We start from the raw sequence: 13,571 nt of genomic DNA on the forward strand, positions 1-13,571 counted from the left end.
GAATAGGTATAATATATATTTGAGTATTTTAAAGGCAATTTATGGCTGAAACAATTAGATTAAATAAAGTATTACGCGAGCTTAACATCTCTTTAGATCGTGCCGTGGAATTTTTGGATTCCAAAGGTGTCGAAATAGAGAAGCGCCCTACTACAAAAATTTCTGAAGAGACTTATAAAATTCTTTCAGACGAATTTGAAACAGATGCTAATAAAAAAGTAGCATCTCAAGAAGTTAGTGAGGCTAAGCAAAAAGAGAAGGATATGTTGCGCGAACAACGCGAGCGTGAACTTGAAGAAAAGCAAAAACGAGCAGCCCAAAAACAAGAAGTTGTAAAAGCAGCTAAAACACTTTCTGGACCAAAAACAGTTGGTAAAATTGATTTAGACCCTAAAAAGAAAGAAGAACCACTTGCTAAAAAAGAAGAGGTAGTTCCAGAAGCGCCAAAGGAAAAAGCTAAAGCAGCTGTAAAAGAAGAAAAAGCGCAGCCTGATAAAGCCAAAAAAACTGAGCCAAAAAAGGAAAAAGCTTCAAAAGAAAAGGAAAAGGAAACCCCTAAAAAGGTAAATGTTACTGATGACCAAGAAGTTGTTGTTGAAGAAAAAGTAGAAACCCAATACAAAAAACTTTCCGGTCCAAAAATTGCTGGCGATAAAATTGATTTATCTCAGTTTAATAAACCTAAGAAAAAGAAAGAAGACAAGAAAACCGACGCTAAAAAAGACGACGGAGCAGCCCATAAGAAAAAGCGTCGCCGTATTAGTAAAGCCGGTGCTCCAGGGGCTGGAGGCGGAAACGCTTCAAGAGGTAAGAACGATAGGTTTAAAGGGAAACCCGGAGCCGGAAAAGGCAGACGAAACATTGTTAAAGAAGAGCCTAGTGAAGAAGATGTAAAAAAACAAGTGCGCGAAACACTTGAAAAACTTCAAGGCAAAACAAGCAAAGGTAAAGGTGCCAAATACAGAAGAGATAAAAGAGATCAACACAGGGAGCAAACCGAGATTGATGAGCAAATAGAAGCGGCAGAAAGCAAAATCCTTAAAGTTACGGAGTTCGTAACTGCAAACGAAGTCGCTACTATGATGGACGTGAGTGTAACTCAAATTATTTCGGCATGTATGTCTTTAGGGATGATGGTTACCATGAATCAGCGATTAGACGCTGAAACCTTATCTATCGTAGCTGAAGAATTCGGATATAAAGTGGAATTTGTTACAGCCGATATAGAGGAATCTATTGAAGAGGTTGAAGACAAACCAGAGGATTTAGAGCCACGTGCACCAATTGTAACCGTTATGGGGCATGTCGATCACGGTAAAACCTCGCTTCTCGATTATATTCGTCAAGAAAATGTAATTGCTGGCGAGTCGGGTGGCATCACCCAGCATATTGGGGCCTATGGTGTACAATTGGAAAATGGTCAAAAAATTGCCTTTTTAGACACACCTGGTCACGAAGCCTTTACCGCTATGCGTGCTCGTGGAGCGCAAGTTACAGACATTGCCATTATTGTGGCTGCGGCCGATGATGATATTATGCCACAAACAAAAGAAGCCATTTCGCATGCACAAGCAGCGGGAGTGCCCATTGTTTTTGCTATAAATAAAATTGATTTACCAACTGCAAACCCTGAAAAAATTAAAGAAGGTTTAGCGCAAATGAACCTGCTTGTTGAAGATTGGGGCGGTAAAGTTCAATCGCACGATATTTCAGCTAAAAAAGGAACAGGCGTTAAAGAGTTGTTGGAAAAAGTATTGCTCGAAGCCGAATTATTAGAGCTTACGGCAAACCCTAATAAATTGGCACAAGGAACCGTTGTTGAAGCCTTTCTGGATAAGGGACGTGGTTATGTATCGACAATCTTGGTGCAATCCGGAACCTTGAAAATTGGCGATTATGTACTGGCAGGTCAGCATAGTGGGAAAGTTAAAGCGATGCACGATGAGCGTGGAAATGATATTTCTGAAGCGGGGCCATCAACACCGGTATCCATTTTAGGATTAGACGGTGCGCCACAAGCGGGTGATAAGTTTAATGTATTTGAAGATGAACGTGAAGCCAAACAAATTGCTTCGAAACGAGCTCAATTACAGCGTGAGCAATCCGTTAGAACGCAACGCCATATTACATTGGATGAAATTGGTCGTCGTATAGCATTGGGCGATTTCCAAGAATTGAACATTATCCTAAAAGGCGATGTAGATGGTTCGGTGGAAGCGCTTACGGATTCCTTCCAAAAATTATCAACGGAAGAAATTCATGTAAACATCATCCATAAAGGGGTTGGTGCGATAACTGAAAGTGACGTGTTGTTGGCAACAGCCTCTGATGCCATTATCATTGGGTTTAATGTTCGTCCTGTTGGAAATGCAAGAATGATTGCCGACAAAGAAGAAATCGATATTAGAACTTACTCTATTATCTACGATGCCATTAACGATCTTAAAGACGCTATGGAAGGCATGTTATCTCCAGAGCTTAAAGAAGAAATTACAGGTACGGCAGAAATTAGAGAGATATTTAAAGTTTCTAAGGTTGGTAGTATTGCAGGTTGTATGGTTACCAATGGTAAAATACTTAGAAGTTCAAGTATTCGACTGATTCGCGACGGTGTGGTTGTATATACAGGTGAATTAGCATCGTTAAAACGATTTAAGGACGATGTAAAAGAAGTATCAAAAGGATACGACTGTGGTATGCAAATTAAAAACTACAACGATATTAAGGAAGGCGATGTTATTGAAGCATTCCACGAAGTTGAGGTTAAAAAGAAGTTGAAATAATTCAACAATTTTAAAATAAACGTACCATACAAATGGTATTAAATTAAAAGGCACTTTTGTACAAAAGTGCCTTTTTTGTTTTACCTTAATGGTGTATTAATTTTCTTAATTAAAAATTATAAATCATGAAAAAAAAAATTACACTTTTATCACTATTACTATGTTTAAGTTTTAGTAATTCCACTCAAGCGCAATCTGATCCATTTATAGGTCAAATCTCAATGTTTGCAGGCAATTTTGCTCCAAGAGGTTGGGCGTTTTGCGATGGGCAACTTTTACCAATAAGCCAATATTCAGCCCTGTTTTCCATTTTAGGGACGACCTACGGAGGTGATGGACGCACAACATTTGCATTGCCAGATTTACGAGGTAGAGTGCCCATGCATAACGGTAACGGGCCTGGGTTGACCAGCAGACAATTGGGGCAAAAGTTTGGCTCAGAAACAAACACACTCACTGTTAACCAAATGCCGTCGCATTCGCATACAGTAAATGCTGTTACAGAAGACGGCAACCAATCGGTGCCAATAGGTAATTTGCCAGCAGGCACCAAAGTATTGGATAAAGAATACTCTAATGCAGCTTCAAATACAACCATGAATGCAAACATGATTAATGCTAGCGGTAACAATCAACCAGTTAACAATATACAGCCTGTTTTGGTAATAAACTATATTATTGCGCTTCAAGGTGTTTATCCATCTCGTAATTAATTGCTTTTAAAAGATGAAAAACTATATATCAATACTTTTTATGGTAGGCTTTTCTACTATATGCTTTGCTCAAATTACATTTAATGGTTGTCACCCATTGTTTGATGATCAAGATTTTATATTCACTGAAATCAGTACTGATGCCACAGGAAGAAACGTGTTTGAAACGATTCCTATTGATGGCAACCAACCCTGTAGTGGTGTTGGTATATGTGAGTTCAGAATTTCTTGGAATAATGTTGAAAATCGTTGGGAGTTTATAGCGGATGACGGAACCGGAGACTTTTCATCCCCGTTTTTAATTTATACCAATTCTGAAGCTTCAACTCCTAATCCACCAAGTTTGAATTTAGGAACTTGGGTTGAAAATGCAAGTGTTACAAGTGGCGATTGCGGCGGTGATTTAACCACAACAAATGCCACTCTTACGGGTGATGTTCAAGATACCACTTTGGGTGTTGATGTGTTGGGTTTAGAAAGTAGAGTAATGCTATACCCTAATCCAGCCAATGAAATTATACATATAAACCATAAAGGGTATGACATCGATAATGTGGCTATTTACAATGTGATAGGAAAACTGGTTTTAGATGCCAAAGTTTCAAGGAGCATTGATGTGTCCAAATTTAATTCCGGGCTGTATTTTGTTCGGATTCGAATTGAGAATCAAGAGCTTGTAAAAAAGCTTCTCATTAAGTAAAATAAAAAGCGACCAATTGGTCGCTTTTTTTATTTTCATGAAATTATTATAGTTTATTTTTTAGGCCTAAAGATAAATGCATTTGGGAAGTTTTTTTTAATTCTTTTTAATGCTCTATCGGCCTCCAAACGGGTTCTAAAATTGCCCGCCCAAATTTTAAAGTTTGGGGTGTCAAAAACAATTTTAGAGTGCCAATCGCTATAGTTGGAATGGAATTCTTTTTGAGCCGCATTAGCCCCTGCACGACTCCCATTATAAATTTGTATTTTGTACCTATTTGGAGCATCTTCGTCTTTATTTAGCTCTTTTTTAAGGGCTAACAAATTAGAAATATTTTTATCCTGATTTATGGTAATATGTCCTTCTTGAGCATAGAAACTTGTTGAGACGAGCATAAAACAGATAGCAGATAATAAGTTGATTTTTAATTTTAACACCTTCATTCTTTAAATTTATTTCTACAAATGTATACGTTATTAACTTAATTATGGTTGTTTTTATTATTTAGAATCTCTCTAAATTATCAATTAACACTTCTGTAACATTTCTAAAATCGACTTTTAATATTACTTTTGCGAGAGAATTTTTTAACTGTTTTTTTTTCAATTTTTATTAAATGAAAAAATCATACCAAAGTTTAGAAGTTAATTTAACCAACAATATGATACAGGTAATTTACCGTAAACTAACCACAAATAGTCTTCGTTTGGGGTTTGTTGTTTTACTAGCATTTACAACGGCTCTTACGGCTCAAGAAGGTGATCCTGCAAAAGGAAAATCGTTGTTTAATTCCAACTGTGCTGCTTGTCATACTTTAGACAAGAAAATGACAGGGCCTGCCCTAAGGCATATTGAGCAGCGTTTGGCAGACGATGAAGGCCTCGATAGAGAATGGCTGTACACGTGGATTAAAAACAGCGCCGGTATGGTTAAATCTGGCGATGCTTATGCGAACAAGATTTACGACGAGTACAATGGCGCAGCAATGACTGCCTTTCCTCAACTTTCAAACGAAGATATAGATCACATCTTAGCGTATACTGCCGAAGAAAAGAAAGCTCCGGTTGTAGCTGAAACTGCAGCTGCAGAGGGTGGTGCCGGTGGAGAAACCGGAGGTGTTTCAAACGAGATTATTTTAGGGGCGTTAACCATTTTGTTTATGCTATTGGCTGCAGGTTTATTTGTGGTTAATAAAACATTGCGCAGATTTGCCGCCGCCCAAAATATCGATTTTGAAGAAGATTCAAAAAGAAAGCCTTTGTGGAAAGCCTTTGTGCAAAATCAATTTTTAATGCTGGTAGTGTCTATATTCTTTTTGTTGGCCAGTGCGTATTTTGTATTTGGCTATTTAATGCAAATTGGTGTAGATCAGGGTTACGAGCCTGTGCAGCCTATTCATTACTCGCACAAAATACACGCAGGCGATAATGGTATAGACTGTAAATACTGTCACTCATCAGCGAGAACTTCGAAACATTCTGGAATTCCATCTTTAAATGTTTGTATGAATTGCCACAAATCAATTTATGAAGTAGCTCCTGAAACTCAGGCCGAGGGTAAAAAAATAGGCGTAGATTATAATGCCGAAATTAAAAAGCTTTATGCCGCAGTAGGTTGGGATGATGAAGAGCAGCAGTACACGGGAGAAACCCAACCAGTTAAATGGGTGCGTATACATAACTTACCAGATTTTGTATATTTCAATCATTCACAACACGTAACGGTTGCGGGAATCGAGTGTCAAACTTGTCACGGTCCTGTTGAAGAGATGGAAGTGATGTATCAGCATGCGCCATTAACCATGGGCTGGTGTGTTGATTGCCATAGAACATCGAATGTAAACGTAAAAGACAATGCTTACTATACTAAAATTCATGAAGAATTATCGAAAAAATATGGTGTAGATAAGTTGACGCCTGCTCAAATGGGAGCATTGGAGTGTGGTAAATGTCATTATTAATAAATGAAAAACAAGTTATAGTTTTAGGTAACCGCCAATAACTCATAACTAACAACTAATAACTATTTAATAAATATGTCATCAAACAAGAAATACTGGAAAAGTGTTGAAGAGCTAAACGAAAATAGCTCTATTGTTGAGACGCTAAAACAAAACGAATTTGTAAGTGAGATTCCTACGGATGAATTTTTAGGTGATAAAAAAACATTGGAGGAAACATCAACAACACGTCGCGATTTCTTAAAATATGTTGGTTTTAGTACAGCAGCAGCATCGCTTGCCGCTTGTGAAGGCCCTGTAGTTAAATCTATACCTTACGTAGTTCAGCCAACTGAAATTATTCCGGGTGTTGCAAATTATTACGCAACAACCATTGCCGATGGTTTTGATTTTGCAAGTGTTTTGGTGAAAACGCGCGAAGGTCGTCCTATTAAAATTGAAAACAATGCTTTGGCAACTACGCACGGTAGTGCAAATGCTAGAGTTAACGCTTCGGTTTTAGGGTTGTATGATAGCTTAAGAATGCAAGGTCCCGTTCAAGGCGATAGCTATATCGATTGGAGCGATATGGACAGTGGCGTTTTAGCAGGCTTGGAAGCCGCTAAGGCCTCTGGAAAAGACACCGTGCTGTTAACGCAAACTTTTGCTAGTCCTTCTACAAGTAAGTTGATTTCAGAATTTCAAGAAAAGTATGGTAACGTACGTCACGTCGTTTACGATGCCGTTTCAGAATCTGCTGCATTAGATGCATACCAAGCTAAATATGGTGAACGCGGATTGGCTAACTACGACTTGTCTAAAGCGATGACTATCGTTTCTGTTGGCGCGGATTTCTTAGGCGATTGGCAAGGTGGTGGTTTTGATTCGGGATATTCTAAAAACAGAATTCCAGCTAACGGTAAAATGTCGCGTCATATTCAGTTTGAATCCAATATGTCTTTATCCGGCGCAAATGCCGATAAACGCGTGGCCTTAACACCAAGTCAACAAAAAACAGCATTAGCCAAATTATACAGTCAAGTTGTAGGCGGATCGGTTTCAACAAACGAATTACCTGCGCATATTGAAGATGCTATTAGTAAAGCAGCAGCACAACTTAAAAAGGCAGGGAGCAACGGCGTTGTGGTTACGGGCATTCAAGATGTAAACGCACAAACAGTAGTTTTAGAAATTAATGAAGCTTTAAACAGTAAAGCTTTTGATGCTAAAACACCTATAAAAACGAGACAAGGTAACGATAAAGCAGTCGCTAAATTAGTTGCCGATATGAATGCGGGAAGAATTGGAGCGCTTATCATGAGTGGTGTTAACCCCATGTATACACTTCCAAATGCATCAGCGTTTGCTGAGGGTTTAAATAATGTTGATTTGTCTGTAACCTTTTCCATGAAAGCAGATGAAACATCAACCCTAACTGATTACATTGCGGCAGCACCGCATTATTTAGAATCTTGGGGCGATGTGGAACTAAAAAAAGGACATTATGCGTTAACGCAACCAACAATCCGTCCTTTGTTTGATACCAGACAATTTCAAGAGGCGTTATTAAAGTGGACAGGAAACGATCTGTCTTACCACGATTATATAAAAGAGGCATGGGGAACCACTATTTTAGGTGGAAGTTCTTTCAATAAAGCCTTGCACGATGGAGTTTATGTTGGGACTATTGCAACAGAAACCGAAGATACCACTGAAACTGCAGAATCCGATGAAGATGTTTTAGAAACACCTTCAGGAAATGCAGCAAGAGCTCTAGCAGCTTCTGTAAAACCTGATTCTACTTTCGAATTAACATTATATACCAAAGTAGGTATGGGTGATGGGCAACAAGCCAACAACCCGTGGTTACAAGAGTTCCCTGATCCTTTAACAAGAACTTCATGGGACAACTACTTAACCATTTCTAAAGTAGATGCTGATGCGCTAGGTTTCGTTAATACGCATGATGCCACTGGTGGATTAAACGGAAGCTATGCCAATATTACGGCAAATGGGACCACCGTTAAAGTACCTGTAATGATTCAGCCGGGGCAAGCAAAAGGCTCTGTAGGATTAGCATTTGGTTACGGAAAAACCTTAGGCTTAAAAGAAGAGATGCAAACGGGTGTTAACGCATACGCATTGTATCACGATTTTAATAAAGTACAGTCGGTTACTATTGAGGCTGCTGCTGGCGAGCACGAATTTGCTTCGGTTCAGTTACATAATACCTTAATGGGGCGTGGCGATATTATAAAAGAAACCACTTTAGAAATTTTCAATACGAAAGACAAGAAACATTGGAATGCTGTTCCTGTGGTATCGCTTAATCACGTTGAAACCCCGGTAACATCTCCTGAGGTAGATTTATGGGATGAATTTGATCGCTCTATTGGGCACCATTTCAACTTATCAATCGATTTAAATGCCTGTACAGGTTGTGGTGCTTGTGTGATTGCTTGTCACGCAGAAAACAATGTGCCTGTTGTAGGGAAAGAAGAAATACGCCGTAGCCGTGATATGCACTGGTTACGTATCGATAGATATTATTCTTCTGAAGATTCATTTACAGAAGACATCAATAAAAAAGAAAACATTTCTGGTTTAGGAAGTTCGCTTAGCGAGTTTGGAGAAATGGAACATGCAGCTGAAAATCCGCAAGTGGTATTTCAACCTGTAATGTGCCAGCACTGTAACCACGCACCTTGCGAAACGGTTTGCCCTGTGGCAGCAACATCGCATGGTCGCCAAGGTCAGAACCATATGGCTTATAACCGTTGTGTAGGTACCAGATATTGTGCAAACAACTGTCCTTACAAAGTACGTCGTTTTAACTGGTTCTTATACGCTGGGAATGATGAGTTTGATTACCACATGAATGACGATTTAGGTCGCATGGTATTAAATCCAGATGTTGTGGTGCGCTCTCGTGGGGTTATGGAAAAATGTTCTATGTGTATTCAAATGACACAGAAAACCATTTTAGATGCCAAACGCGATGGACGAGAAATTAAAGATGGTGAATTCCAAACAGCTTGTTCTGCAGCTTGTAGCAGTGGCGCTATGGTATTTGGAGATATCAACGATAAAGACAGTAAAGTTGCAAAACTTAAAGAAGATAACCGTATGTATCACTTGTTAGAGTACGTAGGTACAAAGCCTAATGTGCAGTATCAAACAAAAGTGAGAAATACAACCGAAGCATAAAATTAATTAAGAAATAATTATAAAAGGATTATGGCGTCTCATTACGAAGCACCTATTAGAAGACCTTTAGTTACAGGCGAAAAATCATACCACGATGTTACGGTGGATGTGGCTAAACCGGTAGAGGGAAAAGCAAACAAACAATGGTGGATAGTTTTTGGTATTTCACTTGCTGCCTTTCTTTGGGGAATTGGATGTATCATTTATACAATATCAACCGGTATTGGTACCTGGGGTTTAAATAAAACCGTAGGTTGGGCCTGGGATATTACTAACTTTGTTTGGTGGGTAGGTATTGGTCACGCAGGAACGCTTATTTCTGCTGTATTATTGTTATTCCGTCAAAAATGGAGAATGGCCATTAACCGTTCGGCAGAGGCCATGACTATATTCTCTGTAGTTCAAGCGGGTTTATTTCCAATTATCCACATGGGTCGCCCATGGTTAGGCTATTGGGTATTGCCCATTCCAAATCAATTTGGCTCGTTATGGGTTAACTTTAACTCGCCATTACTTTGGGATGTATTTGCAATTTCAACATATTTATCGGTGTCATTGGTGTTCTGGTGGACTGGATTGTTGCCCGACTTTGCCATGATTCGAGATAGAGCTGTAAAGCCATTTCAAAAGAAAATATATTCATTATTAAGTTTCGGATGGTCTGGTAGAGCAAAAGACTGGCAACGTTTTGAAGAAGTATCTTTGGTACTTGCAGGTTTAGCAACACCCTTAGTACTTTCGGTACATACTATTGTATCGTTTGACTTTGCCACCTCTATAGTTCCAGGTTGGCATACCACGATATTTCCACCGTATTTCGTTGCGGGTGCTGTATTCTCTGGTTTTGCCATGGTAAACACACTGCTTATTGTTATGAGAAAAGTGTGTGATTTGGAAGACTATATTACCGTACAACACATCGAATTAATGAACATCGTTATCATGATTACGGGGTCAATAGTTGGTGTAGCTTATATTACAGAATTGTTTATTGCCTGGTATTCGGGTGTAGAATACGAGCAGTACGCCTTCTTAAACAGAGCAACCGGACCTTACTGGTGGGCCTATTGGGCGATGATGACCTGTAACGTGTTCTCGCCACAGTTTATGTGGTTCAAAAAATTAAGAACCAGCATTATGTTCTCTTTTATTATCTCTATTGTGGTGAATATCGGGATGTGGTTTGAGCGTTTCGTAATTATTGTAACCTCCTTACACCGTGATTACTTACCATCGTCATGGACCATGTTCTCACCAACCTTTGTGGATATAGGGATTTTTATAGGAACCATCGGATTTTTCTTTGTATTGTTTTTATTGTACTCAAGAACATTCCCGGTTATCGCTCAAGCGGAAGTAAAAACCATTTTAAAATCATCTGGTGAGCGCTATAAGAATATTAGGGAAAGAGGCGACAGCTTAGTTGGTACGGGAGCAGATAAAAGAACATCTAACTTTAAAATTCCTGAGGCAACGGCAGCTTCTGAACCCACTCAAGATAAGTCTGAAAAATTAGATAATCTTTTGGAAAGTGTAGGTAAATTTGACCCAGCTTTACAAACACCAGACGACTTAAAAGTGATCAACGGAATTGGGCCTAAAATGGAAGGTGTACTTAACAGCATTGGTATTTATACCTATGCCCAGGTTAGTAAAATGACAAAAAGAGAATACGACTTGTTAGATGAAATCACAGGATCTTTCCCAGGAAGAGCAGAGCGTGATGATTGGTCCGGACAAGCAAAAAAACTAATAAACTAGAATAGAGTCAATGGAAGCTTCAAAAGTTATTCACGCTATTTATATCGATGATGATGTATTAATGTCGGCCGTTAAAAAGGTTAAGGCAGAACGCTATCACATCGAAGAGATATATACACCGTTTCCGGTTCACGGACTAGATAAGGCTATGGGATTAGCACCCACGCGTATTGCCATAACAGCATTTATTTACGGGCTTATTGGTTTAACCGTGGCTATTTTAATGATGAATTTTATCATGATTGAAGATTGGCCCCAAAACATAGGCGGTAAACCAAGCTTTAGTTACTTGGAAAATATGCCGGCATTTATTCCTATTATGTTTGAGATGACCGTATTCTTTTCAGCGCACTTAATGGTTATAACGTTTTATTTACGCAGTAGAATGTGGCCTTTTAAGCAAGCTGAAAATCCAGATCCTAGAACAACCGACGACCATTTTTTAATGGAAATTCCAGTTCATGGAAATGAAACTGAATTAGAAAATCTACTCAAGGAAACTGGCGCAGTCGAGATTAATATTATTGATAAAGAAGATGCACATTAATATGAAGAACTTAAAACATATAGGTCTTGTAGCAGTATTGTTATTATCGGTAACATCTTGCTTTAACAAAAGTGAGCCTAACTATCAGTTTATGCCAAATATGTATGAGTCTGAAGGTTATGAAACTTATGGCGAAGCCGCATTTCCAGATGGTATGGCAGCCCAATTACCCGCTGACGGATCGGTAGCTAGGGGGCACATTCCTTTCGATATTGAAAATTCAACCGAAGGTTACGAGCTGGCTAAAGCCACATTAATGAGTCCTATTGACTCGATGCATGTAGATTTAGATAGAGGCAAAGAACTTTACGACATATATTGTGGTATTTGCCATGGTAATAAAGGCGACGGACAAGGTAATTTAGTAAAACGCGAAAAGATTCTAGGTATTCCTAGTTTTGATGATGCCGGACGAGCCATAAACCAAGGTAGCATTTACCACACCATTTACTATGGTAAAAATGCCATGGGCTCTTATGCCAATCAATTGAAAGAAGAAGAACGCTGGCAAGTGGTGTCATACGTGTTGAAGTTAAAAGGAGATTTAGAAAAGTAAGAAGATAAGATTATATAGATATGTACACATTTTCAAATAAATTAAAGACATTTTCTATCATTCTAATGGTTTTAGGGTTGTTAGGTGTAGGCTATGGTTTTATGACATCTCATAAATCTTTTGAAGAAGTTGAGCACTTGCTTACAGAAGAATCACACGGTGGCGGACATGGAGAAGAAGCATCACACAATGCAACGGCATCAACCGATGCCCATGCAGATAAAGCAGACGCTCATACAGAACATGTAAAACACGTACAACATCAAATTGCGAATCGGCCGTGGTCAGCATTATATGTAGCGGCATTTTTCTTTATGATGATTGCTTTAGGTGTGCTCGCGTTTTATGCCATTCAAATTGCTTCGCAAGCTGGTTGGTCGCCCGTACTGTTTAGGGTTATGGAAGGCATTACGGCTTACCTTTTACCCGGTGCTTTAATTGTACTTTTATTAGCGGTAGCATCCGGAACTATTGGGCATTACAACTTATTTGTTTGGATGGATCCAGGGGTTGTGGAACACGATAAACTAATTCAAAACAAATCAGGTTGGTTAAACCTAACTGGGTTTATCATTCGTGGCTTAATATACATAGGTGGTTGGAGCTTTTACCGATATATTTCTAGAAAATATTCGATTGCACAAGATACCGCAGATGATAACAGAAACTTTAAAAAAGGCTTCCGTTGGGCAGCAGGATTTTTGGTATTCTTTATTTATACCGAATCTATGATGTCTTGGGATTGGATTATGAGCTTAGACCCACATTGGTTCTCAACATTATTTGGTTGGTATGTATTTGCCAGTATGTTTGTTAGTGGTATTACGGTTATTGCCTTAATTTCAATTTATTTAAAATCCAGAGGTTTCTTGGATTTTGTAAACGAAAACCACTTGCACGATGTCGCTAAATACATGTTTGCATTTAGTATTTTCTGGACCTATTTATGGTTCTCGCAATTCATGTTAATCTGGTATGCAAACATTCCGGAAGAGGTAACTTATTTTGTGTCGCGTTTCCAAGATTATCAATTACCATTCTTAGGCATGGTGGCACTTAACTTTGTATTTCCAATTTTAATGTTAATGAATGCCGATTATAAACGTGTACCATGGTTTGTGGTTATGACAGGGATCGTAGTTCTATTTGGGCATTACTTGGATGTGTTTGTAATGGTTATGCCAGCAACTGTAGGCGATAGATGGTTTATTGGCATCCCAGAGATCAGTTCAGTATTACTTTTTGCAGGGTTGTTTATATTTGTAGTTTTTACAGCTTTAACAAAAGCGCCATTACTAGTACAAAGATATCCTTTCAAAAAGGAAAGCGAAGAATTTCATTATTAATTAAGATTTAAATAAAGAC

General features: G+C 38.6%; 10 protein-coding genes. 9 read left to right on the plus strand and 1 reads right to left on the minus strand.

What is annotated here, in order from left to right:
- Positions 1–41: 41 nt before the first annotated feature.
- From infB to RNZ46_RS08685, 3 genes are all read left to right on the plus strand, one after another.
- Positions 42–2,783 carry a translation initiation factor IF-2 gene (infB, locus tag RNZ46_RS08675; RefSeq protein WP_316981819.1) on the plus strand — a complete coding sequence of 914 codons (2,742 nt, stop codon included), beginning with the start codon at positions 42–44 and terminating at the stop codon, positions 2,781–2,783.
- A gap of 125 nt (positions 2,784–2,908) precedes the next feature.
- Positions 2,909–3,496, plus strand: coding sequence for a phage tail protein (locus RNZ46_RS08680; protein WP_316981820.1), 588 nt, complete (start codon positions 2,909–2,911; stop codon positions 3,494–3,496).
- 13 nt (positions 3,497–3,509) lie between these two features.
- On the plus strand, positions 3,510–4,196 hold the full coding sequence (locus RNZ46_RS08685; RefSeq protein WP_316981821.1) for a T9SS type A sorting domain-containing protein: 687 nt from the start codon (positions 3,510–3,512) through the stop codon (positions 4,194–4,196).
- Positions 4,197–4,249: 53 nt separating this feature from the next.
- Here the strand turns inward: RNZ46_RS08685 and RNZ46_RS08690 are convergent, their stop codons facing one another.
- Positions 4,250–4,639 carry an SPOR domain-containing protein gene (locus tag RNZ46_RS08690; RefSeq protein WP_316981822.1) on the minus strand — a complete coding sequence of 130 codons (390 nt, stop codon included), beginning with the start codon at positions 4,637–4,639 and terminating at the stop codon, positions 4,250–4,252.
- Positions 4,640–4,857: 218 nt separating this feature from the next.
- On the opposite strand from RNZ46_RS08690, the gene RNZ46_RS08695 reads away from it, so the two are divergent.
- The 6 genes from RNZ46_RS08695 to RNZ46_RS08720 all read left to right on the plus strand — a co-directional run bounded on the left by RNZ46_RS08695 (position 4,858) and on the right by RNZ46_RS08720 (position 13,552).
- Positions 4,858–6,156 (plus strand): c-type cytochrome, encoded by a 1,299-nt coding sequence (locus RNZ46_RS08695; protein WP_316984978.1) that lies wholly within the window; start codon positions 4,858–4,860, stop codon positions 6,154–6,156.
- Positions 6,157–6,231: 75 nt separating this feature from the next.
- Positions 6,232–9,342, plus strand: coding sequence for a TAT-variant-translocated molybdopterin oxidoreductase (locus tag RNZ46_RS08700; protein WP_316981823.1), 3,111 nt, complete (start codon positions 6,232–6,234; stop codon positions 9,340–9,342).
- A gap of 30 nt (positions 9,343–9,372) precedes the next feature.
- On the plus strand, positions 9,373–11,103 hold the full coding sequence (locus RNZ46_RS08705; protein WP_316981824.1) for a helix-hairpin-helix domain-containing protein: 1,731 nt from the start codon (positions 9,373–9,375) through the stop codon (positions 11,101–11,103).
- A 10-nt stretch (positions 11,104–11,113) separates the two neighbouring features.
- Positions 11,114–11,650, plus strand: coding sequence for a DUF3341 domain-containing protein (locus RNZ46_RS08710; RefSeq protein WP_316981825.1), 537 nt, complete (start codon positions 11,114–11,116; stop codon positions 11,648–11,650).
- 1 nt (position 11,651) lies between these two features.
- Entirely contained in the window at positions 11,652–12,206 is a 555-nt protein-coding gene (locus RNZ46_RS08715) for a c-type cytochrome (protein ID WP_316981826.1), read from the plus strand.
- Positions 12,207–12,226: 20 nt separating this feature from the next.
- Entirely contained in the window at positions 12,227–13,552 is a 1,326-nt protein-coding gene (locus RNZ46_RS08720; RefSeq protein ID WP_316981827.1) for a quinol:cytochrome C oxidoreductase, read from the plus strand.
- Positions 13,553–13,571: the final 19 nt, after the last annotated feature.

The organism is Hwangdonia lutea, assembly GCF_032814565.1.
Classification (GTDB): Bacteria; Bacteroidota; Bacteroidia; order Flavobacteriales; family Flavobacteriaceae; genus Hwangdonia; species Hwangdonia lutea.

Excerpts from the sequence above, each read along its gene's own strand:
- RNZ46_RS08680 (WP_316981820.1), top strand. The coding sequence starts at position 2,909 with ATGAAAAAAAAAATTACACTTTTATCACTATTACTATGTTTAAGTTTT.
- RNZ46_RS08700 (WP_316981823.1), top strand. The coding sequence starts at position 6,232 with ATGTCATCAAACAAGAAATACTGGAAAAGTGTTGAAGAGCTAAACGAA.
- RNZ46_RS08690 (WP_316981822.1), bottom strand. The coding sequence starts at position 4,639 with ATGAAGGTGTTAAAATTAAAAATCAACTTATTATCTGCTATCTGTTTT.
- RNZ46_RS08705 (WP_316981824.1), top strand. The coding sequence starts at position 9,373 with ATGGCGTCTCATTACGAAGCACCTATTAGAAGACCTTTAGTTACAGGC.
- RNZ46_RS08720 (WP_316981827.1), top strand. The coding sequence starts at position 12,227 with ATGTACACATTTTCAAATAAATTAAAGACATTTTCTATCATTCTAATG.
- RNZ46_RS08715 (WP_316981826.1), top strand. The coding sequence starts at position 11,652 with ATGAAGAACTTAAAACATATAGGTCTTGTAGCAGTATTGTTATTATCG.
- RNZ46_RS08685 (WP_316981821.1), top strand. The coding sequence starts at position 3,510 with ATGAAAAACTATATATCAATACTTTTTATGGTAGGCTTTTCTACTATA.
- RNZ46_RS08695 (WP_316984978.1), top strand. The coding sequence starts at position 4,858 with ATGATACAGGTAATTTACCGTAAACTAACCACAAATAGTCTTCGTTTG.
- infB (WP_316981819.1), top strand. The coding sequence starts at position 42 with ATGGCTGAAACAATTAGATTAAATAAAGTATTACGCGAGCTTAACATC.
- RNZ46_RS08710 (WP_316981825.1), top strand. The coding sequence starts at position 11,114 with ATGGAAGCTTCAAAAGTTATTCACGCTATTTATATCGATGATGATGTA.